The organism is Enterobacter cloacae complex sp. I3 (assembly GCF_014896175.1).
GTDB classification, from domain to species: domain Bacteria; phylum Pseudomonadota; class Gammaproteobacteria; order Enterobacterales; family Enterobacteriaceae; genus Enterobacter; species Enterobacter bugandensis.
In genome coordinates, this window is sequence record NZ_JADBQZ010000016.1 from 1 (window position 1) to 25,186 (window position 25,186).

A 25,186-nucleotide genomic window follows, 5' to 3' on the forward strand; every position below is an offset into this window, starting at 1 on the left:
CCGAACTCAGAAGTGAAACGCCGTAGCGCCGATGGTAGTGTGGGGTCTCCCCATGTGAGAGTAGGGAACTGCCAGGCATCAATCAAGAAGAACCCCGCACCGTAAGGTGCGGGGTTTTTTGCTTTTGTTTTTCTCCCTCTCCCTGAAACTTTCTCACCTTCGACTTGCAGGCTCGACATTCATATCATTTCTGAGTATCGTTAGCTGTCTGGATGTCTAAACGTTTATACGTATATTGTGAGGAAGTAAGGTTATGCCGATTCGGGTGCAGGACGAGCTACCAGCCGTCAATTTCTTACGTGAAGAGAACGTCTTCGTGATGACGGCTTCACGCGCGACAGGTCAGGAAATTCGCCCGCTGAAGGTTCTCATCCTCAACCTGATGCCGAAAAAGATTGAGACGGAGAATCAGTTTCTGCGTCTGCTGTCGAACTCCCCGCTGCAGGTCGATATTCAACTGCTGCGTATTGATGCCCGCGAGTCACGTAACACGCCCTCTGAGCATTTGAATAACTTCTACTGTAACTTCGAAGATATTCGGGGGGAAAACTTCGACGGACTGATTGTGACAGGCGCGCCGCTCGGTCTGGTTGAATTTAACGATGTTGCTTACTGGCCGCAGATCAAACAGGTGCTGGAGTGGGCAAAAGATCACGTCACGTCAACGCTGTTTGTCTGCTGGGCGGTACAGGCCGCACTCAACATTCTCTACGGTATTCCCAAGCAAACCCGCACTCAAAAGCTCTCCGGCGTATACGAACACCACATTCTTCATCCACACGCGCTGCTGACGCGTGGTTTTGATGACACCTTCCTGGCCCCGCATTCCCGCTACGCCGATTTTCCGGCCCAGCTGATTCGTGATTACACCGATCTGGAGATCCTGGCCGAAACGGAAGACGGGGATGCCTACCTGTTTGCCAGTAAAGACAAACGTATCGCGTTCGTTACCGGCCATCCTGAGTATGATCCCGATACTCTCGCATCAGAGTATTTCCGTGATGTCGAAGCGGGTCTTAATCCGGATATCCCGTACAACTATTTCCCGAAAAACGATCCGCAAAACAAACCAAGGGCCACCTGGCGCAGCCACGGAAATCTGCTGTTCACTAACTGGCTCAACTATTACGTCTACCAGATTACGCCGTACGATCTTCGCCACATGAATCCGACGCTGGAGTAATCGTCTGCATTAAACGATCCTAAAGCGTTTCAGCTATTCAGATCAGGCACCTTCGGGTGCCTTTTTTATTTCCGAAATCCCGTTCAACATGCCAGGAAACTTTAACTCCATATTAATCATCATGTTGCGTTGTAATTAAAATTAAAATGGAAATTGTTTTTGATTTTGGAAAAATTATAGATAGTCTTAATTCTGCTGAGCGAAAACTACACAACGATCTTTCGTTCGCATTGGGGGCGTGATTTTGGATCTTTGATGAGGAGCAGAACGATGACTCAACAGGCAACCACGGTCGATGAATTGACCTTTACCCAGCCGAATGGTGAGCAAGAACAGCAGGTTTTGACGGCCGAAGCGGTAGAGTTTCTGACTGAGCTGGTGACCCGCTTTACGCCGCAGCGCAATAAGCTGCTGGCGGCACGCATTCACCAACAGCAGGAAATCGATAACGGCAAGTTGCCAGGATTTATTTCGGAAACTGCTTCCATTCGTCGTGGTGAGTGGAAAATCCGCGGCATTCCTGAAGATTTACAGGATCGTCGCGTTGAGATCACTGGTCCGGTAGAGCGCAAAATGGTGATCAACGCCATGAACGCCAACGTTAAAGTCTTTATGGCCGATTTTGAAGATTCGCTGGCCCCGGACTGGAACAAAGTTATCGACGGGCAGATCAACCTGCGCGATGCCGTCAACGGCACCATCAGCTACACCAACGAAGCCGGGAAAATCTACCAGCTCAAACCGAATCCGGCGGTGCTGATCTGTCGCGTACGAGGTCTGCACCTCCCTGAAAAACATGTCACATGGCGTGGAGAAGCCATTCCGGGCAGCCTGTTTGATTTCGCACTTTATTTCTTCCATAACTACAAAAACCTGCTGGCAAAAGGTAGCGGTCCCTATTTCTATCTGCCAAAAACGCAGGCCTGGCAGGAAGCCGCCTGGTGGAGCGAAGTATTTAGCTACGCGGAAGATCGCTTCAACCTGCCGCGCGGCACGATCAAGGCCACGCTGCTGATTGAAACGCTGCCCGCCGTGTTCCAGATGAATGAAATTCTGCATGCCCTGCGCGACCACATTGTCGGCCTGAACTGCGGACGCTGGGACTATATTTTCAGCTACATCAAAACCCTGAAAAACTATCCCGATCGCGTACTGCCGGACCGCCAGGTCGTGACCATGGATAAACCCTTCCTGAGCGCCTATTCGCGTCTGCTGATTAAAACCTGCCACAAGCGCGGTGCCTTTGCGATGGGCGGCATGGCGGCCTTTATTCCGAGCAAAGACGCGGAGCGCAATAATCAGGTGCTCAACAAGGTGAAAGCCGATAAAGAGCTGGAAGCCCGTAACGGTCACGACGGCACGTGGATTGCCCATCCGGGCCTGGCCGATACGGCGATGGAGGTCTTCAATCGCGTACTCGGCGATAACAAAAATCAGCTGTTTGTCACGCGCGAAGAAGATGCCCCAACGGCTGAAGAACAGCTGCTGGCACCGTGCGCGGGCGAGCGAACGGAAGAGGGGATGCGTGCCAATATTCGCGTCGCGGTCCAGTACATCGAAGCGTGGATCTCCGGCAACGGCTGCGTGCCTATCTACGGCCTGATGGAAGATGCTGCCACGGCGGAAATTTCGCGCACCTCTATCTGGCAGTGGATCCACCATCAAAAAACGCTCAGCAACGGCAAGCCGGTCACCAAAGCCCTGTTCCGTCAGATGCTGGCCGAAGAGATGCGGGTCATCCAGGACGAGCTGGGCGAACACCGCTTCAGCAGCGGACGCTTTGACGACGCAGCGCGCCTGATGGAGCAAATCACCACATCAGATGACTTAATCGACTTCCTGACCCTGCCGGGCTACCGCTTCCTGGCGTAACTCACCACATAACAATATGGAGCATCTGCACATGAAAACCCGTACCCAACAAATCGAAGAATTAAAGAAAGAGTGGACTCAACCGCGCTGGGAAGGCATCCGCCGTCCTTACAGCGCGGAGGACGTGGTGAAATTACGCGGCTCGGTCAACCCGGAATGCACGCTGGCACAGAACGGTGCGGCGAAAATGTGGAAGCTGCTGCACGGTGGCTCCAAAAAGGGTTATATCAACAGCCTCGGTGCTCTGACCGGCGGTCAGGCATTGCAGCAGGCGAAGGCCGGCATAGAAGCCATTTACCTTTCCGGCTGGCAGGTCGCGGCGGACGCCAACCTGGCCTCCAGCATGTATCCGGATCAATCTCTTTATCCGGCCAACTCGGTACCGTCGGTGGTGGATCGGATCAACAATACCTTCCGCCGCGCGGATCAGATCCAGTGGGCCGCAGGCATTGAGCCCAACGATCCGCGTTTTATTGATTACTTCCTGCCGATCGTGGCGGATGCGGAAGCGGGCTTCGGCGGCGTGCTGAACGCCTTCGAACTGATGAAATCGATGATTGAGGCCGGTGCAGCGGCCGTTCACTTCGAAGACCAGCTGGCGTCGGTGAAGAAGTGCGGGCATATGGGCGGAAAAGTTCTCGTCCCGACCCAGGAAGCGATTCAGAAGCTGGTTGCCGCGCGTCTCGCTGCTGACGTGCTCGGCGTGCCGACGCTGGTGATTGCCCGTACCGATGCGGATGCGGCAGACCTGATCACCTCTGACTGCGATCCGTACGATAGCGAATTTATTACCGGCGAGCGCACCAGCGAGGGGTTCTATCGCACGCATGCCGGTATCGAACAGGCCATCAGCCGCGGCCTGGCCTATGCCCCTTACGCCGACCTGGTCTGGTGTGAAACGTCCACGCCGGATCTGGCGCTGGCGAAGCGCTTTGCCGATGCGATTCATGCGAAATACCCGGGCAAACTGCTGGCCTACAACTGTTCGCCGTCCTTCAACTGGCAGAAAAAGCTGGATGACAAAACCATCGCCAGCTTCCAGCAGCAGCTGTCGGATATGGGCTACAAGTACCAGTTCATCACCCTGGCAGGCATCCACAGCATGTGGTTCAACATGTTCGACCTGGCGCACGCTTACGCGCAGGGGGAGGGCATGAAGCACTACGTTGAGAAGGTGCAGCAGCCGGAGTTTGCCGCTGGTAAAGACGGCTATACCTTTGTTTCTCACCAGCAGGAAGTGGGTACGGGCTACTTTGATAACGTGACGACCATCATCCAGGGAGGCGCCTCATCCGTTACCGCCTTAACGGGGTCAACCGAAGAAGCACAGTTCTAAACTTTTCCCCCTCTCCCCTCCGGGGAGAGGGACGTGGTGAGGGGGGAATATATGTCGCGTGGCCTGGAATTGCTGATTGCCCAAACCATACTGCAGGGCTTTGATGCCCAGTATGGCCGTTTTCTGGAAGTGACCTCCGGCGCGCAGCAGCGCTTCGAACATGCAGACTGGCATGCGGTTCAGCAGGCCATGAAGCAGCGTATTCATCTCTATGACCACCATGTGGGTCTGGTGGTGGAGCAGCTGCGCTGTATTACCGACGGTAAAAGCCCGGACGCGGCATTTTTACTGCGCGTGAAAGAGCATTACACCCATCTGTTACCCGACTACCCTCGCTTCGAGATTGCGGAGAGCTTTTTCAACTCCGTCTATTGCCGGTTATTTGACCACCGCTCATTATCTCCTGAGCGGTTATTTATCTTCAGCTCCCAGCCTGAGCGCCGCTTCCGTACCATTCCGCGTCCGCTGGCGAAAGATTTCTTTCCCGATCGCGGGTGGGAAAAGCTCCTGCATCGCATCTTAACGGATTTGCCGCTGCGCCTTCCGTGGGAGAACAAGCTGCGGGATATCGGCTATATTCATGCGCATCTTCGTGAAACCTACGGCGAGGAGGTGCTCAGCCGCAGCCATTTGCAGGTGGCCAACGAGCTGTTCTACCGGAATAAGGCCGCCTGGCTGGTGGGCAAACTGGTTACGCCGACGGCCATTGTGCCGTTTCTGTTGCCCATTCACCGTACCGACGACGGCGAACTGTTTGTCGATACCTGCCTGACCACCAGCGCCGAGGCCAGCATCGTATTTGGCTTCGCCCGCTCCTATTTCATGGTTTACGCCCCGCTGCCTGCCGCCCTGGTGGAGTGGCTGCGCGAGATCCTGCCGGGCAAAACCACCGCCGAGCTGTATATGGCGATTGGCTGTCAGAAGCATGCCAAAACGGAAAGTTATCGGGAGTATCTGCGCTATGTCACCGCGGCGGATGAGCAGTTTATCGAAGCGCCAGGTATCCGCGGTATGGTGATGCTGGTCTTCACGCTGCCGGGCTTCGACCGGGTCTTTAAGGTGATAAAAGACAAATTCGCCCCGCAGAAAGAGATGACCGCCGCGCACGTCCGCGCCTGCTATCAGTTGGTAAAAGAGCACGATCGCGTCGGGCGAATGGCCGATACCCAGGAGTTTGAAAACTTTGTGCTGGATAAGCAGCAGATCGATCCGGCGCTTATGTCGCTGTTAATGCAGGAAGCGCCGACGAAAATCACCGATCTGGGCGATAAAATAGCGATTAGCCATCTCTACATTGAGCGCCGTATGGTGCCGCTCAATATCTGGCTGGAACAGTCAGAGGGCCAGGCATTGCGTGATGCCATCGAAGAGTACGGCAACGCCATCCGCCAGCTCGCCGCCGCCAATATCTTCCCGGGCGATATGCTGTTTAAAAACTTCGGCGTCACCCGTCACGGGCGGGTGGTGTTCTACGATTACGATGAAATTTGCTACATGACCGAGGTGAACTTTCGCGATATCCCGCCGCCCCGTTACCCGGAGGATGAGCTCTCCAGCGAGCCGTGGTACAGCGTTTCGCCGGGCGATGTGTTTCCCGAGGAGTTTCGCCACTGGCTGTGTGCGGACCCACGCATCGGGCCGTTATTTGAAGAAATGCATGAAGATCTGTTCCACGCCAGCTACTGGCGCGGGCTACAAACGCGGATCAAAAATGGGCACGTGGAGGATGTGTACGCTTACCGCCGCAAGCAGCGGTTTTGTGTGCGGTTTAACGAATCCCACCATACGCCAGCGTCACCTCTTTCGCGGCCTTAATCACCAGCGCGCCCAGCTCGGTCACCCGGTCGTCGGTCATACGTGAGATGGGGCCAGAGATGGAGATCGCAGCAAACGGCTCGCGATGTTCGTCGAAAATACAGGACGCGAGGCAGCGCAGCCCCAGCGCATGTTCCTCGTCATCAAACGAATAGCCGCGCTTGCGGGTCAACGCCAGATCTTCTTTCAGATGCACCGGCGACACCAGCGTGGCGTGGGTATAGGCGTGCAGCCCTTTTCGGTGCAGCAGCCCGGTCACCTGCTCTTCGCTCAGCTGCGAGAGAAACGCTTTCCCCGCCCCGGATGCGTGCATCGGCAGCTTGCCGCCAATCGGCGCGGACATGCGCATCAGCTGCGTGCACTGCACCTGGTCGATGATAATCGCCTGGTGGTCGCTCTGGTCGAGCACCGCAAGGTTCACCGTCTCGCCGGACTCCTCCATCAGCTTGCGCAGGATCGGGTGCACAATCGCCAGCAGGTTACGGCTCTGCAGGAAGCTGCTGCCCACGATAAACGCATGCGCGCCCACCGCCCAGTGCCCCAGCTCGCCGACCTGGCGGACAAAACCCAACTGCTGCATGGTGGTCAGCAGGCGGTGCGTGGTGGAGTTCGGCAGGCCAGCCTGCTGGGCCAGCTCCGTCAGGGCCACGCTACCGTGCGACTCGGCTATCCACTCCAGCAGCTTCAGACCGCGCGTCAGGGATTGAACCTGTCCGCCGGGTTGTGCTGCGGCGGTGGCGGCAGGTTTTCTGCCGCGTTTGGCGGGAACGGTCGCGACCATGACGATCTCCTTTTTCTGTATCGTGGAAATCATTTTCGTTTTATTTGGTGAATTTGCAACCGCTTTCCTGACTGATCGGAGGAGTGATGGTGAACATGTCTCATGTTACCGCGGCGTGACTTTTCCACCCTGCGAGATTGTGCCAGTATGGAACGCAGCCTTTTGGCCTTGTTGAGCGTTGTCGGGAGCAAGTGTGAGCAGCAAAGTAGAGCAACTGCGTGCGCAGTTAAATGAACGAATTCTGGTGCTGGACGGCGGCATGGGCACCATGATCCAGAGCTATCGTCTGAGCGAAGACGATTTCCGCGGCGAGCGCTTCGCCGACTGGCCCTGCGACCTGAAAGGAAACAATGACCTGCTGGTGTTGAGCAAACCGTCCGTCATCAGGGATATCCACAGCGCCTACTTTGAAGCGGGTGCGGATATCGTTGAAACCAACACCTTCAACTCGACAACCATCGCCATGGCGGATTACCAGATGGAATCCCTGTCGGCGGAGATCAACTATGAGGCGGCCAGGCTCGCCCGCGCCTGTGCCGACGAGTGGACGGCCCGCACGCCGGACAAGCCGCGCTACGTTGCCGGGGTGCTGGGCCCGACCAACCGCACCGCGTCGATTTCACCGGACGTCAACGATCCAGCGTTTCGTAATATCACCTTTGACCAGCTGGTTACGGCGTATCGTGAATCGACCAAAGCGCTGGTGGAAGGTGGCTCCGACCTGATCCTGATTGAAACGGTGTTCGATACCCTCAACGCCAAAGCCGCGATATACGCGGTGAAAGAGGAGTTTGAGGCGCTGGGCGTTGACCTGCCGATTATGATCTCCGGCACCATCACCGACGCCTCCGGCCGCACCCTGTCCGGCCAGACAACCGAAGCGTTTTATAACTCCCTGCGCCACGCCGACGCGCTCTCCTTCGGCCTGAACTGCGCGCTGGGACCAGACGAACTGCGTCAGTACGTGCAGGAGCTTTCGCGCATCGCCGAATGCTACGTTACCGCGCATCCGAACGCCGGTCTGCCGAACGCGTTTGGCGAGTACGATCTGGATGCTGACACCATGGCGGCGCAAATCCGCGAGTGGGCCGAGTCAGGCTTCCTGAACATCGTCGGCGGCTGCTGCGGCACCACGCCGGAGCACATCGCCGCCATGAGCCGCGCCGTGGACGGGCTGCCGCCGCGCAAGCTGCCCGAGCTGCCGGTTGCCTGTCGCCTTTCCGGTCTGGAGCCGTTGACCATCGGCGACGACAGCCTGTTTGTGAACGTGGGTGAACGTACCAACGTTACCGGTTCCGCTAAATTCAAGCGTCTGATCAAAGAAGAGAAGTACAGCGAAGCGCTGGACGTCGCCCGCCAGCAGGTGGAAAGCGGGGCGCAGATTATCGATATCAACATGGACGAGGGGATGCTTGACGCCGAAGCGGCGATGGTGCGTTTCCTCAACCTGATTGCCGGTGAGCCGGATATCGCCCGCGTGCCGATCATGATTGACTCCTCCAAGTGGGAGGTCATCGAAAAAGGGCTGAAGTGCATTCAGGGCAAAGGCATCGTTAACTCCATCTCGATGAAAGAGGGCGTGGATATCTTTATCCACCACGCGAAGATGGTGCGCCGCTACGGTGCGGCCGTGGTGGTGATGGCCTTCGATGAAGTGGGCCAGGCCGACACCCGCGAGCGCAAAATTGAGATATGCCGCCGCGCGTACAAAATTCTGACCGAAGAGGTGGGCTTCCCGCCGGAAGACATTATTTTCGACCCGAACATCTTTGCCGTCGCGACCGGCATCGAAGAGCACAACAACTACGCCCAGGACTTTATCGGCGCGTGTGAAGACATCAAGCGCGAGCTGCCGCATGCGCTGATCTCCGGCGGCGTGTCGAACGTCTCGTTCTCGTTCCGCGGCAACGACCCGGTGCGTGAGGCGATCCACGCCGTGTTCCTCTACTACGCCATCCGCAATGGGATGGACATGGGTATCGTCAACGCTGGACAGCTGGCGATTTACGACGATCTGCCTGCCGAACTGCGCGATGCCGTAGAGGACGTGATCCTCAACCGTCGCGACGACGCCACCGAGCGCATGCTCGACCTGGCGGAAAAATACCGCGGCAGTAAATCGGATGAATCGGCCAATGTTCAGCAGGCCGAGTGGCGTTCCTGGGACGTGAAAAAGCGTCTGGAATACTCGCTGGTGAAAGGGATTACCGAGTTCATTGAGCAGGACACCGAGGAAGCGCGTCAGCAGGCAGCCCGCCCGATTGAGGTGATCGAAGGGCCGCTGATGGACGGCATGAACGTGGTCGGCGATCTGTTCGGCGAGGGCAAGATGTTCCTGCCGCAGGTGGTGAAATCCGCTCGCGTCATGAAGCAGGCAGTGGCTTATCTTGAACCCTTCATCGAAGCCAGCAAAGAGAAGGGCTCCAGCAACGGTAAAATGGTTATCGCCACCGTGAAGGGCGACGTGCACGACATCGGCAAAAACATTGTTGGCGTGGTGCTGCAGTGCAATAACTACGAAATTATCGACCTTGGCGTGATGGTTCCGGCGGATAAAATCCTCAAGACCGCGCGCGAAGTGAACGCCGATCTGATTGGCCTCTCCGGCCTGATTACGCCGTCGCTCGACGAAATGGTCAACGTGGCAAAAGAGATGGAGCGTCAGGGCTTCACCATTCCGCTGCTGATTGGCGGGGCGACCACCTCGAAAGCGCACACGGCAGTGAAGATCGAGCAGAACTACAGCGGACCGACGGTTTACGTGCAGAACGCCTCGCGCACGGTGGGCGTGGTTTCCGCACTGCTCTCCGAGACTCAGCGCGACGATTTTGTGGCGCGCACTCGCCAGGAGTACGAAACCGTTCGCGTGCAGCACGGGCGCAAAAAACCGCGCACGCCGCCGGTGACGCTCGCTGCCGCACGCGATAACGACCTGGCCTTTGACTGGGCAAGCTATACGCCGCCGGTCGCGCATCGTCTGGGCGTGCAGGACGTGACGGCCAGCATCGAGACGCTGCGCAACTACATTGACTGGACGCCGTTCTTTATGACCTGGTCGCTGGCGGGCAAATATCCGCGCATCCTCGAAGATGAAGTCGTAGGCGAAGAGGCGAAGCGTCTGTTTAAAGACGCCAACGATATGCTGGACACGCTGAGCGCAGAGAAAACCCTCAACCCGCGCGGCGTGGTGGGGCTGTTCCCGGCGAACCGCGTGGGTGACGACGTGGAAATCTACCGCGATGAAACCCGTACCCACGTGCTGGCCGTGAGCCATCACCTGCGGCAGCAAACCGAAAAAGTGGGCTTTGCCAACTACTGCCTGGCTGATTTCGTTGCGCCGAAGCTGAGCGGGAAAGCTGACTATATCGGCGCCTTTGCGGTAACCGGCGGTCTGGAAGAAGACGCCCTGGCGGACGCGTTTGAAGCGCAACACGATGATTACAATAAGATCATGGTGAAAGCGATTGCCGATCGCCTGGCGGAAGCCTTTGCTGAATACCTGCACGAACGCGTGCGTAAGGTGTACTGGGGTTACGCGGCGAATGAGAACCTCAGCAACGAGGAGCTGATCCGCGAAAACTACCAGGGGATTCGTCCGGCGCCGGGCTATCCGGCCTGTCCGGAACACACCGAAAAAGGCACTATCTGGCAACTGCTGGACGTAGAAGCGCATACCGGCATGAAGCTCACCGAGTCGTTCGCCATGTGGCCGGGCGCATCCGTGTCGGGCTGGTACTTCAGTCATCCGGACAGCAAGTACTTCGCCGTGGCGCAGCTGCAGCGCGATCAGATCGAAGATTACGCCCTGCGCAAAGGCATGAGCGTGTCAGAGGTAGAGCGCTGGCTGGCGCCGAATTTAGGCTACGACGCGGACTAACGTCACTTTTCCTTACAACAAACAGGGCACCTCAACGGTGCCCTGTCTCTTTCTTACGTTTAAACCCTTATACTTAATCATAAAATCTATAACGATAAGGAGAACCCACTTCCGTGCTGACGTTGTTACATCTGCTTTCGGCAGTCGCACTGCTCGTATGGGGCACCCATATTGTCCGCACCGGCGTGATGCGCGTGTTCGGCGCGCGCTTACGTACCGTCCTCAGCGGCAGCGTTGAGAAGAAGCCGCTCGCCTTCTGCGCGGGGATTGGCGTCACGGCGCTGGTGCAAAGCAGCAATGCCACCACCATGCTCGTCACCTCCTTCGTGGCGCAGGATCTGGTCGCGCTCGCCCCGGCGCTGGTGATCGTGCTGGGTGCCGACGTCGGTACCGCGCTGATGGCGCGTATCCTGACGTTCGATCTCTCCTGGCTGTCGCCGCTGCTGATTTTCATTGGGGTTATCTTCTTTCTTGGCCGCAAGCAGACCCGGGCGGGGCAGCTTGGCCGCGTGGGCATTGGCCTCGGGCTGATTCTGCTGGCGCTGGAACTGATTGTGCAGGCGGTGACGCCTATCACCCAGGCAAACGGCGTGCAGGTCATCTTCGCCTCGCTGACCGGTGACATCATGCTGGATGCGCTGATCGGGGCAGTGTTTGCCATCATCAGCTACTCCAGCCTGGCCGCCGTGCTGCTGACGGCCACGCTCACCGCCGCCGGGGCGATCTCCTTCCCGGTCGCGCTCTGTCTGGTGATCGGTGCCAACCTCGGCTCTGGTCTGCTGGCAATGCTCAACAACAGCGCGGCCAACGCTGCCGCCCGTCGCGTGGCGCTCGGTAGCCTGCTGTTTAAGCTGGTGGGCAGCCTGATTATTCTGCCGTTTGTCCATCCTCTGGCAAACCTGATGGACAGCCTCCCGCTGCCGAAGGCGGAGCTAGTGATCTACTTCCACGTCTTCTATAACCTGGTGCGCTGCTTGGCTATGGTGCCGTTTGCCGCGCCGATGGCCCGCTTCTGCGAGCGTCTTATCCGTGATGAACCGGAGCTGGATGCGCGCCTTAAGCCGAAGCACCTGGATACCTCTGCGCTGGACACTCCGGCGCTGGCGCTGGCGAATGCCGCGCGCGAGACGCTGCGCATGGGCGATGCCATGGAAACCATGCTCGAAGGGCTGAAAAAGGTGATGCACGGCGAGCCGCGAGAGGAGAAAGAGCTGCGCAAACTGGCGGACGACATCAACGTGCTGTACACCGCCATCAAGCTCTACCTGGCGCGCATGCCGCAGGACGAGCTGGCGGAGGAGGAGTCCCGCCGCTGGGCGGAAATCATTGAGATGTCGCTCAACCTTGAGCAGGCCTCCGATATCGTTGAGCGTATGGGCAGCGAGATTGCTGATAAGTCGCTGGCCGCGCGTCGGGCGTTCTCCGTTGAAGGACTGAAGGAGCTGGAAGCGCTGCACGAGCAGCTGGTCAGCAACCTCAAACTGGCGATGCTGGTCTTCTTCTCCAGCGACGTGCCAAGCGCGCGCCGCCTGCGCCGCAACAAGCATCGCTTCCGCATTCTTAACCGCCGCTACTCGCACGCCCACGTTGAACGTCTGCACCAGCAGAACGTGCAAAGTATCGAGACCAGCTCCCTGCACCTGGGGCTGCTGGGGGATATGAAGCGTCTTAACTCGCTGTTCTGCGCAGTGGCGTATAGCGTGATGGAACAGCCGGATGAAGATGACGAGCGGGATGAGTATTAATCCCCGGCGTGTTTGAGTGTTAGCCCAAAGCCCAATGCTTTCATGACCGCGAGCGTGGTTTTGAGCGTTGGGTTTCCTTTATCACTGAAGGACCGATAAAGCTGCTCACGTGATAAGCCAGTTTGCTGTGAAATGTTCGACATTCCTTTGGCTCGCGCTACAACCCCAAGGGCTTTAGCGATATACGTCGAGTCGCCTGTTTCTAGTGCATCAGCGATAAACACGGCGATTTCCTCGTCATCCACCAGCGCGTTGGCGGGATCGTAAGGTGTTAATTTATGCATGCTCATTCACTCCTGCCATTGGGATACATTGCTCAGCATTTTTGCTGTCAGTATGTCTCTGTCCTGGCTGCTTTTGTCACCACCACATAACAGCACGATGATGCAATTGCCCTGGTCTTTAAAATAGATTCTGTAGCCCGGACCAATGTGGATCCTTAGCTCACTTATACCTTCTCCCACGGGTTTAACGTCACCCGCTAAGCCATTTGCCAACCGAAAGAGGCGGGAAGCGATAATGGTCTTCGCTCGTCGATCTTTTAAGTTTTGCTCCCAGCGTCGGAAGGATTCTGTCTGAACAATCTCCTTCATATTACTCCCTGTGATTTATAAACTACAAACATTTCTACATGGAGAGTAAAACTAAAAGGCTTGAACACATGGGTAAATGACAGGACGTAAAATCCTGAAAGCGTCTCGCAAACTTAAAAACCCGTCTCAGTTACCGTCGGCTAATCTTTTTTTCCAGTCCATACCTAAGGTATATTTCGCCCTTCACAGGAGAAACTATGCTGCCAACTCAATCAACCCGATTAAACAAGTACATTAGCGAGAGCGGGATCTGCTCACGTCGCGAGGCTGACCGTTACATTGAACAAGGTAACGTGTTCCTCAACGGCAAACGCGCCACCATCGGTGACCAGGTGGTCCCTGGCGATGTGGTTAAAGTAAATGGTCAGGTCATCGAACCGCGTGATGCAGAAGACCTGGTGTTTATCGCGTTGAACAAACCGGTTGGGATTGTCAGCACCACCGAAGACGGTGAGCGGGACAACATCGTTGATTTCGTGAACCACAGCAGCCGTATCTTCCCGATTGGTCGCCTGGATAAAGACTCTCAGGGGCTGATTTTCCTCACCAACCACGGCGACCTGGTGAACAAAATTCTGCGTGCCGGTAACGACCACGAGAAAGAGTATATCGTTACGGTGAACAAGCCGGTGACGGACGAATTTATCCGCGGCATGGGCGCAGGCGTGCCGATTCTGGGCACCGTGACGAAGAAGTGCAAGGTCAAAAAAGAAGCGCCGTTTGCGTTCCGTATCACGCTGGTGCAGGGCCTGAACCGCCAGATCCGCCGCATGTGCGAGTATTTTGGTTATGAAGTGACGAAGCTGGAACGTACGCGCATCATGAACGTCAGCCTGTCCGGGATCCCGCTGGGCGAGTGGCGTGACCTAACGGACGACGAGCTGATCGAGCTGTTCAAGCTTATCGAAAACTCCTCGTCCGAAGCGAAGCCGAAAGCCAAAGCCAAACCGAAAACGCAGGCGATTAAACGTCCGGTGGTGAAGGCACCGCAGGCGGAAGAGAAAGGGCGGGGCAAGCCGGGTAACGGAAAACGCTTTACCCAGCCGGGTCGCAAAAAGAAAGGGCGCTGATTAGCGCCTTCCACGGGTTGATGTATTGGCGGACCAGGAAAAGGTCGCCTCTGCATCCGGCTTATAAGCCTGCTCTTTTTTCAGCTTGCGGGCTTTTTTCGCCGCAGCCTCACGTTGCGCCATCAGCTTGTCGATATACTCTTTTTTAACCTGATTGGTTTCGGCGTTCGTCAGCGTGCGGCCATGGGCGATGCGGGCGCGGTCGAGAAGCGTTTTAAGTTCTCGCTGCTCGGCTTCCGTCATGTCTTTCTGGGTCAATCGTGGTGTAGCCATTGCTGAAGCCTCCTGATGGGGAGGCTTCAGTGTAAAGCAAGCCGCGTCAATTAACCCTGCTTCAGCGCATCTTTTTTCGGTTGCTCATCAATCGGTTTACCGGACCAGTAGCCCGCCAGCAGCGAGCCGGACAGGTTGTGCCAGACGGAGAACAGCGCGCCCGGCAGGGCCGCCAGCGGTGAGAAGTAAATTTTACCCAGCGCCGCTGCCAGGCCGGAGTTCTGCATGCCTACCTCGATTGCCAGCGTGCGGCAGGTGGACTCGTCAAAGCCAAACAGCTTCCCGCCCCAGTAGCCGCCCAGCAGGCCAATGGTGTTATGCAGCACCACCGCGACGATCACCACAAAGCCCACCGAGGCAATGTGCGACGCGGAACCAGCCACCACGGCGCTGATGATCGCCAGAATGCAGACCATCGAAAACGCGGGCAGGTACGGCTCAACCGCTTTCACCACGCGTGGGAACAGATGGTGAATGACCAGCCCCAGCGCAATCGGGATCACCACAATCTGCAGAATGCTGAGCAGCATGCCCATCACGTCCACCTGAATATGCGCGTCCACGTACAGGCGGGTTAACAGCGGTGTGGCAATCACGCCCACCAGCGTGGATACCGAAGAGATGGTCACGGAGAGCGCCACGTCACCTTTCGCCAGATAGATCATCACGTTAGATGCCGTACCGCTGGCGACGCTGCCCACCAGCACCATCCCGGCGGAAAGGTCCGGCGGCATCTTAAAGGCCATCGCCAGCAGCCAGGCCGCGAGCGGCATCACCAGGTAGTGCAGGAAGATCCCTGCTGCCACCGGCGCCGGGCGCGACAGCACGCGTTTAAAATCGTCGATTTTCAGGTGCACGCCCATGCCGAACATAATCAGCATCAGCAGCGTGGTGACCCACGGACCAATGCCCGTGAACGTGGTAGGGGTGTAATACGCGAGTACGGAGAGCAGCAGCGCCCATAGCGGGAACAGCCGGGTGATAACGGATAACATAGTGAATTCCTTGCAGTATTGTCGTGTTGTTTAGTTATGAAAAAGCCGGGTCTGTGCCCGGCTTATAGGTATTGTTTATCGTGCTAACGAATTTTATTCAAACAAATTCTGATGAAGTTTCTGCACCACCTGCTCGGCCTGATCGGCAGGGACCAGGAAGCAAAGGTTATAGCTGGAGGCACCGTAGCAGATCATGCGGATGTTGAACGGGTCAAGCACGCCGAACACCTCTTTGCCCACGCCGCAGGCGCGAGACAGCTTGTTACCGATGATGGCCACCAGCGCCAGGTCTTCTTCGACCTCCACGCGGCACAGCTCAGACAGCTCAATCAGCAGCGACTGCGTCAGCAGGGTGTCGCCGGTGGAGGTGGAGCCGGTGGTGTCCAGCGTCAGCGCAATGCTCACCTCGGAGGTGGTAATCAAATCTACAGAGATGTTATGGCGCGCGAGGATGCCAAACACTTCCGCCAGGAAGCCGCGGGAGTGCAGCATATTGTGGCTGTGCAGCGTGACCAGCGTCTGGCGGCGGCGCAGGGCCAGCGCGCGGAACAGCGGCGGGTTCTCGGTTTTCTTGCAGACCAGCGTCCCGCCCGCTTTTGGATCTTTACTGGAGCCAACGAAGACCGGAATATCGCTGCGCACGGCGGGCAGCAGCGTTGCCGGGTGCAGCACTTTCGCGCCGAAGGTGGCCATTTCCGCCGCTTCTTCAAAGGCAATCACGTCAATACGTTTTGCCGCGGAAACGACGCGCGGATCGGTGGTGTAAATACCCGGCACGTCAGTCCAGATATCCACGCGCGTTGCGTGCAGGGCTTCGCCCAGCAGCGCGGCGGTGTAATCGCTGCCGCCACGGCCAAGCGTGGTCGTGCGTCCTTTCGCTTCGCTGCCGATAAAGCCCTGGGTGATCACCATGCCTTCTGCCAGGCGCGGCGCCAGCTGCTGGTTGGTGAGCTCGGCCAGCATCTCAACGTCCGGTTCGGCGCGCCCAAAACGATCGCTGGTGCGCATCACTTTACGCACGTCAAACCACTGCGCCTGAACGTTACGCTCGCGCATAATTTCAACGAACAGCAGGGTAGACATCAATTCACCGTGGCTGACCAGTTCATCGGTCAGGGCGGTAGAGGTGGCCAGGGACGCCGCTTCTGCCAGGGTGGTGATATTTTCCAGCAGACGCTCCACCTCCTCACGAATAACGTTCGGGTTTTGCAGACGTTCAAGAATGTCGAACTGAATTTTGCGCAGTGCATCCAGCTTCACGAAACGTTCTGTCGCTTCCAGTCCTTCAGACAGAGAAACCAGCAGGTTCGTCACGCCGGCGGATGCAGAGAGCACCACCAGGCGGGTATTCGGATCGGCCAGCACCACATCGGCGCTGCGGTTCATGGCATCGTAATCGGCCACACTGGTGCCGCCAAACTTGGCGACCACAAAACTCGTCATAACAACCTCGTGTCAGGGAATGAATAAGCGACCTTGGCACAAGAATGAAACGAAAACAGGTGCAGGCGCAAAATACGGCCCTATAAATAAAATGCGGGGGAGGTCCTGTCAATGCTGGGATTATGCGGATTTTTTATGGGGGGGTACCCCTGAGAAACAGGACTTATAACAGGCCCATATTTTATGCTCCTTTTTACCCCCTTTTGACCGACATTTCGCCACGCCGGAAGGGCGCGACAGCAGCTATACTTTTCGGGTCTTTTCACCTGCGTTTGATGCAGACCAGGGCAATGGCATAAAAACCATCACAATTTTTATTTGCAGGCGCTACAATCGACCGCAGTCACAATTCTCAAATCAGAAGAGTATTGCTAATGAAAAACATCAACCCAACGCAGACCGCTGCCTGGCAGGCACTCCAGAAACATTATGATAAAATGAAAGACGTCACCATCGCGGATCTGTTCGCGAAAGATGCCGATCGTTTCACTAAGTTCTCCGCGACCTTCGATGACCTCATGCTGGTGGATTTCTCCAAGAACCGCATTACCGAAGAGACGCTGGCAAAACTGCAGGATCTGGCGAAAGAGACCGAGCTGGCCGACGCCATCAAATCCATGTTCTCCGGCGAGAAGATCAACCGCACCGAAGACCGTGCCGTGCTGCACGTGGCGCTGCGAAACCGTAGCAATACGCCAATCATCGTTGACGGCAAAGATGTGATGCCGGAAGTGAACGCGGTGCTGGAAAAGATGAAAACCTTCTCCGAAGCGATCATCTCCGGCAGCTGGAAAGGCTACACCGGCAAAGCGATCACCGACGTGGTGAACATCGGTATCGGCGGCTCTGACCTCGGCCCGTTCATGGTGACCGAAGCCCTGCGCCCGTACAAAAACCACCTCAACATGCACTTTGTCTCTAACGTCGATGGAACCCACATCGCCGAAGTGCTGAAGAACGTAAACCCGGAAACTACCCTGTTCCTGGTGGCGTCTAAAACCTTCACCACCCAGGAAACCATGACCAACGCCCACAGCGCGCGCGACTGGTTCCTGAAAACCGCGGGCGACGAAAAGCACGTGGCGAAACACTTTGCGGCGCTCTCCACCAACGGTAAAGCGGTAGGCGAGTTTGGCATCGATACGGCGAACATGTTCGAGTTCTGGGACTGGGTTGGCGGCCGCTACTCTCTGTGGTCTGCAATCGGTCTGTCCATCATCCTGTCCGTAGGCTTCGACAACTTCGTTGAGCTGCTCTCCGGCGCGCATGCGATGGACAAACACTTCTCCACCACCGCCCCTGAGAAAAACCTGCCGGTGCTGCTGGCGCTGATCGGTATCTGGTACAACAACTTCTTCGGCGCTGAAACCGAAGCGATCCTGCCGTACGACCAGTACATGCACCGTTTTGCGGCCTACTTCCAGCAGGGCAACATGGAATCCAACGGTAAGTACGTTGACCGTAACGGCAACGCGGTGGATTACCAGACTGGCCCGATCATCTGGGGCGAGCCGGGCACCAACGGCCAGCATGCGTTCTACCAGCTGATTCACCAGGGTACCAAAATGGTACCGTGCGATTTCATCGCCCCGGCGATCACGCACAACCCGCTTTCCGACCACCATCCGAAGCTGTTGTCTAACTTCTTCGCACAGACCGAAGCGCTGGCGTTCGGTAAATCCCGCGAAGTGGTTGAGCAGGAATACCGTGACCAGGGTAAAGATCCGGCCACGCTGGAGCACGTTGTGCCATTCAAAGTGTTCGAAGGCAACCGTCCAACCAACTCCATCCTGCTGCGCGAAATCACCCCGTTCAGCCTGGGCGCGCTGATTGCGCTGTACGAGCACAAGATCTTCACCCAGGGCGCGATCCTGAACATCTTCACCTTTGACCAGTGGGGCGTTGAGCTGGGCAAACAGCTGGCAAACCGCATTCTGCCAGAGCTGGGTGACGATAAAGCCATCGACAGCCACGACAGCTCCACCAATGGTTTGATTAACCGTTATAAAGCATGGCGTGCGTAATTAATATGTCATGAAAAATGCCGGCGATATGCCGGCATTTTTTTATCGGATAATTCCTGATGTCTGTTAGTTAACTCAAATTCTGACTCTGAGTTTAATCTGAAAAAGGCGGTTAACCTGCTAATTGCTGCGGTTTATTTTAAGAAAATACGTAGAGCTAAGATAATAAGGATATATTATAATTTATTGATTTTCATCGATTATTTATTCCAAATATTTGTTTTTCGTTTCTGTTTTATCCATTAGTCCGAAAACCATCCCCCTATTTCCCCCCACGGTAAACCCTCTGCTGTAGTTGTGTATACTCGATTCCGCCTGAATTTCTTTTCGGGCAAATCTCCATTCATTCATTGAAGGGAAATTGTTATGAAGAAAGTACTGTATGGCATTTTTGCCATATCTGCACTTGCGGCGACGTCTGTCTATGCAGCTCCGGTCCAGGTCGGGGAAGCAGCAGGGTCGGCAGCGACGTCTGCGTCTGCGGGAAGTTCTACCGCAGCCAGCACCAGCACCGTAAGTTCAGCCGTGGGTGTCGCGCTGGCGGCAACCGGTGGCGGTGATGGCTCCAATACCGGAACCACGACCACTACGACAACCAGCACCCAGTAATACAGGGTGTTTTAATCATAACCACACTTCGGTGTGGTTATTTCGCCCCTTCGGAGAAGAGTCGTGAAGCGACCTGCAATCATTCTGATTTGCCTGCTGTTGCAGGCGTGCTCAGCCACCACCAAAGGGCTGGGACATTCACTGTGGGAAAGCCTGTTCGGCACGCCGGGCGTTCATCTGACCGATGACGAACTTCAGAACATGCCGTACGCCAGCCAGTACATGCAGCTAAACGATGGCCCGCAGCTGTTTGTGGTGCTCGCTTTCGATGAAAACGGGCAGCAGAAATGGGTGACGCAGGATCAGGCCACCATCGTCACGCAGCATGCCCGAATCGTGAAAACGCTGCTCGGCGGCGACAACTTGCTCGAGGTGAATAATCTCGCCGAAGACCCGCTCATCAAGCCAAATCAGATCGTCGACGGCGCAAGCTGGACGCGCACGATGGGCTGGACCGAGCATAAGCAGGTGCGCTACGCCACGGCCCGCTCCACCTTCCGCTGGGACGGTACGGACAACGTGAAAGTCGGCAGCGACGAAACTCAGGTGCGCGTATTGGATGAGAAGGTGACAACCGACCAGGCCACCTGGCATAACCGCTTCTGGATCGACGAGGATGGGCAGATCCGTCAGTCCTTGCAGTATCTCGGTGCCGGTTTCTTCCCGGTGAAAACCACCCTGATCAAGGCGGCGAAATCATGAAAACGCTCATCCACGCTGCGCTTCTCGCCAGCCTTGCCGCGCCGCTCGCGTGGTCTGCAGGAACGGTAAAGGTCTACACGCCGGACAGTGAAAAACCCAAAACCTTAACCAACGCCGAGCATCTGCTCGATCTCGTCGGGCAGCCAAGGCTTGCCAAAAGCTGGTGGCCGGGAGCGGTGATCGGCGAGCGTCAGGCGACGGTTAAGGCGGAGCAGGAACACCGTGCCCTGCTGGCCCGCCTGACGAGCCTGGCGGAGCAGGAAGACGGCGACGATGCCGCGGCCATTAACAGCGTTCGCCAGCAGCTTCAGGCGCTGAAGGTGACAGGCCGCCAGAAAGTCAATCTTGATCCAGATGAAGTGCGCGTCACTGAAAAGGGCAACCCCACGCTTGAAGGGGAGTACACCCTCTGGCTTCCGGTGAAGCCGACGACGGTGACCGTGATGGGGCTTATCAGCAGCCCCGGTAAAAAGCCCTTTACGCCCGGTCGCGACGTGGCGAGCTATCTCGACGAACAAAGCCTGCTGAGCGGCGCGGATAACAGCTACGCATGGATTATTTATCCAGACGGGCATACGCAAAAAGCGCCGGTGGCGTACTGGAATAAACGCCATATCGAACCCATGCCGGGCAGCATCATTTTTGTCGGTTTTGCCGACCATTTCTGGACGAAGGCATATGACGGGCTTAACGCCGATATCCTTCACTCCCTGACACAGCGGATACCGGAAGAATGAAAAGAACCTATCTCTACAGCATGCTGGCGCTCTGCGTAAGCGCCGCCTGCCATGCAGAAACGTATCCGGCACCTGTTGGTCCGTCTCAGTCAGACTTCGGCGGCGTCGGTTTACTGCAAACGCCTACCGCGCGCATGGCGCGTGAAGGGGAAATTAGCCTGAACTACCGCGATAACGACCAGTATCGCTACTATTCCGCCTCCGTACAGCTTTTCCCGTGGCTTGAAACCACGCTGCGCTACACCGACGTGCGTACGAAACAGTACAGCAGCGTCGACGCCTTCTCCGGCGATCAGACCTACAAAGATAAAGCCTTCGACGTCAAGCTGCGCCTGTGGGAAGAGAGCTACTGGATGCCGCAGGTCTCCGTGGGTGCAAAAGATATCGGCGGTACCGGCCTGTTCGACGCGGAATACATCGTGGCCAGCAAGGCCTGGGGACCGTTTGATTTTTCTCTCGGTCTTGGCTGGGGCTATCTCGGCACCAGCGGCAACGTTAAAAACCCGTTCTGTACCTACAGTGACAAATACTGCTACCGCGATAACAGCTACAAGAAAGCCGGTTCCATCAACGGCGACCAGATGTTCCACGGCCCGGCCTCGCTGTTCGGCGGCGTGGAATACCAGACGCCGTGGCAGCCGCTGCGCCTGAAGCTGGAGTACGAAGGAAACGACTACTCGCAGGACTTCGCCGGGAAGATTGAGCAGAAGAGCAAGTTTAACGTCGGCGCCATTTATCGCGTCACCGACTGGGCCGACGTTAACCTCAGCTACGAGCGCGGCAACACGGTGATGTTTGGCTTCACGCTGCGCACTAACTTTAACGACATGCGGCCGCACTACAACGATAACGCGCGGCCTGCCTATCGGCCGGAGCCGCAGGATGCGATTCTGCAGCACTCCGTGGTGGCAAACCAGCTGACCCTGCTGAAATACAACGCCGGTCTGGCCGATCCGAAAATTCAGGTGAAAGGCGATACGCTGTACGTCACCGGCGAGCAGGTGAAATACCGCGACTCGCGGGAAGGAATCGAACGCGCCAACCGGATCGTGATGAACGATCTCCCGGACGGGATCCGCACGATCCGCGTGACGGAGAACCGCCTGAATCTGCCGCAGGTCACCACCGAAACCGATGTCGCCAGCCTCAAGCGCCATCTTGAAGGCGAACCGCTCGGGCATGAAACCGAGCTGGTGCAAAAACGCGTAGAGCCGATCGTGCCGGAAACCACCGAGCAGGGCTGGTATATCGATAAATCGCGCTTTGATTTCCACATCGATCCGGTACTGAACCAGTCCGTCGGCGGGCCGGAAAACTTCTACATGTATCAGCTGGGTGCGATGGCGACGGCGGATCTGTGGGTCACCGACCACCTGCTGACCACCGGCAGCCTGTTCGGCAACATTGCGAACAACTACGACAAGTTTAACTACACGAACCCGCCGAACGACTCGAAGCTGCCGCGCGTGCGTACCCGCGTGCGTGAATACGTGCAGAACGATGTCTACGTGAATAACCTGCAGGCCAACTACTTCCAGTACTTCGGCAACGGTTTCTACGGCCAGGTTTACGGTGGCTATCTGGAAACCATGTTTGGTGGCGCGGGGGCGGAGGTGCTGTATCGTCCCGTCGACAGCAACTGGGCGTTCGGGATTGATGCCAACTACGTTAAGCAGCGTGACTGGCGCAGCGCGCAGGACATGATGAAGTTCACCGACTACAGCGTCAAAACCGGCCACCTGACCGCCTACTGGACGCCTTCGTTCGCGCAGGACGTGCTGGTGAAAGCCAGCGTCGGCCAGTATCTGGCGGGCGACAAGGGCGGCACGCTGGATATCTCCAAACACTTCGACAGCGGCGTCGTGGTGGGCGGCTACGCCACCATCACCAACGTCTCGCCGGACGAGTACGGGGAAGGGGACTTCACCAAAGGGGTCTACGTGTCGATTCCGCTGGATCTGTTCTCATCCGGTCCGACCCGCAGCCGTGCGGCAGTGGGCTGGACACCGCTGACGCGTGATGGCGGCCAGCAGCTTGGGCGTAAGTTCCAGCTGTACGACATGACCAGCGATAAGAACATTAACTTCCGCTGATGCTTCACGCCGGGCGGCACTGCGTTTGCCCGGCCTACGGTTTTTGTAGGCCCGGTAAGCGCAGCGCCTCCGGGCGAATCACAAGCGGCGTAGCAGCCTCGCCGGGTTCCCGGCATAGACACCTTTCTCGACGATCGATTTCGTCACCACGCTTCCCGCCCCAATCACCGCTCCGTCGCAAATGGAGACCGCCAGGATGGTGGCACCGCTGCCAATCGACACATCATTTCCGATGGTAATGTGGCCCCAGCTGGTCCGGTCGGCGTTCGGTTTCCCCTCACGAAACATATCGTTCGCAAACATCACGCCATGGCCAACAAAGCAACGCTTACCGATGGTCACATACTCACAGATGAAGGTGTGCGACTGAATTTTGCTGTCGTCACCGATGCGCGAATTGCCCTGAATTTCAACAAACGGGCCGACGAACACGCCGTTGCCCAGTACACAGTCGTAAAGATTAGTGGGTTCATATACGGTCACATTGTCGCCGCACGTCACGTTGCGAACCCCGGTTGGTTTACGATCCATCGGTTACCTCCCTACATAAAACATAATTAAAAAATATAGATCCCCGTCACATTTTTGCGTTATACAGGAATCTCGTCCTGGAGAATGAGGTGCTGTATGACATCCCTGACTCGCCCGCGCGTTGAGTTTATCTCAACGATACTCCAGACCGTGCTGAACCTCGGTCTGCTGAGCCTTGGCCTGATCCTGGTCGTCTTTCTCGGCAAAGAGACGGTGCATCTGGCGGATGTGCTGTTCGCCCCTGAGCAAACCAGCAAATATGCGCTGGTGGAAGGCCTGGTGGTCTACTTTCTCTACTTTGAATTTATCGCCCTGATTGTGAAGTACTTCCAGTCCGGCTTTCACTTCCCGCTGCGCTATTTTGTTTACATTGGCATCACCGCCATTGTGCGGCTGATCATTGTCGATCATAAATCCCCGCTCGACGTGCTGATCTACTCGGCGGCGATCCTGCTGCTGGTGATCACCCTTTGGCTGTGTAACTCGAAGCGGCTGAAACGCGAATAAAAAAATGGCGGCCCGGAGGCCGCCTAACAACAGTCACAAGTTGGGTCAATACAATACGTCTAAAGTTGAGGGTTGCAGTGGCATAACAGATGAAACTTAACCTTTCACGCCGCCCGCCGTCAGGCCATTCACCAGCCAGCGCTGGGCCAGCAGGAACACCACGGTAATCGGGATGGCAGACAGTACGGCCGCCGCGGCAAAGTCGCCCCACAGGTAGTTTTGCGGGTTGAGGTATTGCTGCATACCTACGGCCAGGGTGTAGCTGTTCACATCGCGCAGTAACAATGAGGCGACCGGTACTTCGGTGATCGCCGCGATAAACGACAGGATAAACACCACCGCCAGAATCGGCACTGACAGCGGCAGCAGCACCAGACGGAACGCCTGCCACGGGGTAGCTCCATCCAGCGACGCCGCCTCTTCCAGCGAGCCGTCGATGGTTTCGAAATAGCCTTTAATGGTCCACACATGCAGGGCGATACCGCCAAGATAGGCAAAGATCACGCCGCCGTGGGTATTCAGGCCGATAAACGGCACGTACTGGCCCAGACGGTCAAACAGGGCATACAGCGCCACCAGCGACAGCACCGCCGGGAACATCTGGAAAATCAGCATGCCTTTCAGCAGCGTTGCTTTGCCCGGGAAACGCATGCGGGCGAAGGCATAAGCACAGGTGGTGGAGAGCGTCACGATGCCGATCGCGGTGATGGTTGCTACCTTCACCGAGTTCCACAGCCACAGCAGCACCGGGAACGGCGGCGGGGTGACGCGGCCATCGGCGTGCTCCACGCTGAAGCCCAGCGCGAGCTTCCAGTGCTCCCAGGAGATTTCATCCGGGATCAGGCTCCCGGTCGCAAAGTTACCCGAACGCAGGGAGATGGCGATAACCATCAGCAGCGGGAACATGATGGCCGCGATGAAAATCAGCAGGCCTAAGTGCGTCGCGAGGAGGCGCAGCTTCTGAGATTTGGGTTGTACCATTGCCATGTTCAGTGCCCTC

The 25,186-nt window shown here is 56.9% G+C and carries 21 protein-coding genes; 13 read left to right on the forward strand and 8 right to left on the reverse strand.

Going from position 1 to position 25,186, the window contains the following annotated elements; genetic code table 11:
* The first annotated feature begins 253 nt into the window (after positions 1-253).
* From metA to aceK, 4 genes are all read left to right on the forward strand, one after another.
* On the forward strand, positions 254-1,183 hold the full coding sequence (gene metA, locus IM271_RS13705; protein ID WP_045631510.1) for a homoserine O-succinyltransferase: 930 nt from the start codon (positions 254-256) through the stop codon (positions 1,181-1,183).
* A gap of 270 nt (positions 1,184-1,453) precedes the next feature.
* Positions 1,454-3,055, forward strand: a complete 1,602-nt coding sequence (gene aceB, locus IM271_RS13710; protein ID WP_047362605.1) for a malate synthase A — start codon at positions 1,454-1,456, stop codon at positions 3,053-3,055.
* Between the two features lie 31 nt (positions 3,056-3,086).
* The gene (gene aceA, locus IM271_RS13715) at positions 3,087-4,391 is read left to right on the forward strand and encodes an isocitrate lyase (protein ID WP_028015114.1); all 1,305 of its coding nucleotides are present in this window, start codon (positions 3,087-3,089) and stop codon (positions 4,389-4,391) included.
* 51 nt (positions 4,392-4,442) lie between these two features.
* On the forward strand, positions 4,443-6,206 hold the full coding sequence (gene aceK / locus IM271_RS13720; RefSeq protein ID WP_062936164.1) for a bifunctional isocitrate dehydrogenase kinase/phosphatase: 1,764 nt from the start codon (positions 4,443-4,445) through the stop codon (positions 6,204-6,206).
* Here the strand turns inward: aceK and iclR are convergent.
* Positions 6,160-6,987, reverse strand: coding sequence for a glyoxylate bypass operon transcriptional repressor IclR (gene iclR, locus IM271_RS13725; protein WP_072201792.1), 828 nt, complete (start codon positions 6,985-6,987; stop codon positions 6,160-6,162). The genes aceK and iclR overlap by 47 nt on opposite strands.
* Before the next feature lie 193 nt (positions 6,988-7,180).
* Between iclR and metH the strand changes: the two genes are divergently transcribed.
* Both metH and IM271_RS13735 read left to right on the forward strand, forming a co-directional pair.
* Positions 7,181-10,864: a methionine synthase gene (gene metH / locus IM271_RS13730; protein WP_193052745.1), complete on the forward strand. Its 3,684-nt coding sequence runs from the start codon at positions 7,181-7,183 to the stop codon at positions 10,862-10,864.
* Positions 10,865-10,977: 113 nt separating this feature from the next.
* Complete coding sequence (locus IM271_RS13735; RefSeq protein ID WP_193052746.1) at positions 10,978-12,609, forward strand: Na/Pi cotransporter family protein; 1,632 nt, start codon at positions 10,978-10,980, stop codon at positions 12,607-12,609.
* On the opposite strand, the gene IM271_RS13740 is transcribed toward IM271_RS13735, so the two are convergent.
* Together IM271_RS13740 and IM271_RS13745 are read right to left on the reverse strand one after the other, a co-directional pair.
* Complete coding sequence (locus IM271_RS13740; RefSeq protein ID WP_021242718.1) at positions 12,606-12,893, reverse strand: addiction module antidote protein; 288 nt, start codon at positions 12,891-12,893, stop codon at positions 12,606-12,608. The genes IM271_RS13735 and IM271_RS13740 overlap by 4 nt on opposite strands.
* Before the next feature lie 6 nt (positions 12,894-12,899).
* Entirely contained in the window at positions 12,900-13,202 is a 303-nt protein-coding gene (locus IM271_RS13745; protein WP_028015119.1) for a type II toxin-antitoxin system RelE/ParE family toxin, read from the reverse strand.
* 197 nt (positions 13,203-13,399) lie between these two features.
* On the opposite strand from IM271_RS13745, the gene rluF reads away from it, so the two are divergent.
* Positions 13,400-14,272, forward strand: coding sequence for a 23S rRNA pseudouridine(2604) synthase RluF (rluF, locus tag IM271_RS13750; RefSeq protein ID WP_022646725.1), 873 nt, complete (start codon positions 13,400-13,402; stop codon positions 14,270-14,272).
* Here rluF and IM271_RS13755 read toward each other — a convergent pair whose 3' ends face one another.
* The 3 genes from IM271_RS13755 to lysC form a co-directional block, all read right to left on the reverse strand.
* Entirely contained in the window at positions 14,273-14,545 is a 273-nt protein-coding gene (locus tag IM271_RS13755; RefSeq protein ID WP_003860346.1) for a DUF3811 domain-containing protein, read from the reverse strand.
* Between the two features lie 50 nt (positions 14,546-14,595).
* Positions 14,596-15,540: a ketopantoate/pantoate/pantothenate transporter PanS gene (panS, locus tag IM271_RS13760; RefSeq protein WP_063943940.1), complete on the reverse strand. Its 945-nt coding sequence runs from the start codon at positions 15,538-15,540 to the stop codon at positions 14,596-14,598.
* A 93-nt stretch (positions 15,541-15,633) separates the two neighbouring features.
* On the reverse strand, positions 15,634-16,983 hold the full coding sequence (gene lysC / locus IM271_RS13765) for a lysine-sensitive aspartokinase 3 (RefSeq protein WP_041911575.1): 1,350 nt from the start codon (positions 16,981-16,983) through the stop codon (positions 15,634-15,636).
* A 374-nt stretch (positions 16,984-17,357) separates the two neighbouring features.
* Here lysC and pgi point away from each other — a divergent pair, with 374 nt between their 5' ends.
* The 5 genes from pgi (at position 17,358) to IM271_RS13790 (ending at position 23,148) form a co-directional block, all read left to right on the forward strand.
* Complete coding sequence (pgi, locus tag IM271_RS13770; protein ID WP_193052747.1) at positions 17,358-19,007, forward strand: glucose-6-phosphate isomerase; 1,650 nt, start codon at positions 17,358-17,360, stop codon at positions 19,005-19,007.
* A 366-nt stretch (positions 19,008-19,373) separates the two neighbouring features.
* Positions 19,374-19,616 carry an exopolysaccharide production protein YjbE gene (yjbE, locus tag IM271_RS13775; protein WP_013095034.1) on the forward strand — a complete coding sequence of 81 codons (243 nt, stop codon included), beginning with the start codon at positions 19,374-19,376 and terminating at the stop codon, positions 19,614-19,616.
* 63 nt (positions 19,617-19,679) lie between these two features.
* The gene (locus IM271_RS13780; RefSeq protein ID WP_028015124.1) at positions 19,680-20,318 is read left to right on the forward strand and encodes a YjbF family lipoprotein; all 639 of its coding nucleotides are present in this window, start codon (positions 19,680-19,682) and stop codon (positions 20,316-20,318) included.
* Positions 20,315-21,055: a capsule biosynthesis GfcC D2 domain-containing protein gene (locus IM271_RS13785; protein WP_193052748.1), complete on the forward strand. Its 741-nt coding sequence runs from the start codon at positions 20,315-20,317 to the stop codon at positions 21,053-21,055. The genes IM271_RS13780 and IM271_RS13785 overlap by 4 nt, the downstream gene beginning before the upstream one ends.
* Positions 21,052-23,148 (forward strand): YjbH domain-containing protein, encoded by a 2,097-nt coding sequence (locus tag IM271_RS13790; RefSeq protein ID WP_028015126.1) that lies wholly within the window; start codon positions 21,052-21,054, stop codon positions 23,146-23,148. Before IM271_RS13785 ends, IM271_RS13790 begins: the two co-directional genes overlap by 4 nt.
* A 78-nt stretch (positions 23,149-23,226) precedes the next feature.
* Here the strand turns inward: IM271_RS13790 and IM271_RS13795 are convergent, their stop codons facing one another.
* Positions 23,227-23,679, reverse strand: a complete 453-nt coding sequence (locus IM271_RS13795; RefSeq protein WP_028015127.1) for an acyltransferase — start codon at positions 23,677-23,679, stop codon at positions 23,227-23,229.
* Positions 23,680-23,775: 96 nt separating this feature from the next.
* On the opposite strand from IM271_RS13795, the gene psiE reads away from it, so the two are divergent.
* Positions 23,776-24,186, forward strand: coding sequence for a phosphate-starvation-inducible protein PsiE (gene psiE / locus IM271_RS13800; RefSeq protein WP_000202963.1), 411 nt, complete (start codon positions 23,776-23,778; stop codon positions 24,184-24,186).
* A gap of 96 nt (positions 24,187-24,282) precedes the next feature.
* Here psiE and malG read toward each other — a convergent pair whose 3' ends face one another.
* Positions 24,283-25,173: a maltose ABC transporter permease MalG gene (gene malG / locus IM271_RS13805; RefSeq protein ID WP_006810496.1), complete on the reverse strand. Its 891-nt coding sequence runs from the start codon at positions 25,171-25,173 to the stop codon at positions 24,283-24,285.
* Positions 25,174-25,186: the final 13 nt, after the last annotated feature.

Excerpts from the sequence above, each read along its gene's own strand:
- iclR (WP_072201792.1), bottom strand. The coding sequence starts at position 6,987 with ATGGTCGCGACCGTTCCCGCCAAACGCGGCAGAAAACCTGCCGCCACC.
- IM271_RS13790 (WP_028015126.1), top strand. The coding sequence starts at position 21,052 with ATGAAAAGAACCTATCTCTACAGCATGCTGGCGCTCTGCGTAAGCGCC.
- aceK (WP_062936164.1), top strand. The coding sequence starts at position 4,443 with ATGTCGCGTGGCCTGGAATTGCTGATTGCCCAAACCATACTGCAGGGC.
- IM271_RS13795 (WP_028015127.1), bottom strand. The coding sequence starts at position 23,679 with ATGGATCGTAAACCAACCGGGGTTCGCAACGTGACGTGCGGCGACAAT.
- IM271_RS13785 (WP_193052748.1), top strand. The coding sequence starts at position 20,315 with ATGAAAACGCTCATCCACGCTGCGCTTCTCGCCAGCCTTGCCGCGCCG.
- metA (WP_045631510.1), top strand. The coding sequence starts at position 254 with ATGCCGATTCGGGTGCAGGACGAGCTACCAGCCGTCAATTTCTTACGT.
- psiE (WP_000202963.1), top strand. The coding sequence starts at position 23,776 with ATGACATCCCTGACTCGCCCGCGCGTTGAGTTTATCTCAACGATACTC.
- rluF (WP_022646725.1), top strand. The coding sequence starts at position 13,400 with ATGCTGCCAACTCAATCAACCCGATTAAACAAGTACATTAGCGAGAGC.
- lysC (WP_041911575.1), bottom strand. The coding sequence starts at position 16,983 with ATGACGAGTTTTGTGGTCGCCAAGTTTGGCGGCACCAGTGTGGCCGAT.
- malG (WP_006810496.1), bottom strand. The coding sequence starts at position 25,173 with ATGGCAATGGTACAACCCAAATCTCAGAAGCTGCGCCTCCTCGCGACG.
- yjbE (WP_013095034.1), top strand. The coding sequence starts at position 19,374 with ATGAAGAAAGTACTGTATGGCATTTTTGCCATATCTGCACTTGCGGCG.
- pgi (WP_193052747.1), top strand. The coding sequence starts at position 17,358 with ATGAAAAACATCAACCCAACGCAGACCGCTGCCTGGCAGGCACTCCAG.
- panS (WP_063943940.1), bottom strand. The coding sequence starts at position 15,540 with ATGTTATCCGTTATCACCCGGCTGTTCCCGCTATGGGCGCTGCTGCTC.
- aceA (WP_028015114.1), top strand. The coding sequence starts at position 3,087 with ATGAAAACCCGTACCCAACAAATCGAAGAATTAAAGAAAGAGTGGACT.
- aceB (WP_047362605.1), top strand. The coding sequence starts at position 1,454 with ATGACTCAACAGGCAACCACGGTCGATGAATTGACCTTTACCCAGCCG.
- IM271_RS13745 (WP_028015119.1), bottom strand. The coding sequence starts at position 13,202 with ATGAAGGAGATTGTTCAGACAGAATCCTTCCGACGCTGGGAGCAAAAC.
- IM271_RS13740 (WP_021242718.1), bottom strand. The coding sequence starts at position 12,893 with ATGCATAAATTAACACCTTACGATCCCGCCAACGCGCTGGTGGATGAC.
- IM271_RS13755 (WP_003860346.1), bottom strand. The coding sequence starts at position 14,545 with ATGGCTACACCACGATTGACCCAGAAAGACATGACGGAAGCCGAGCAG.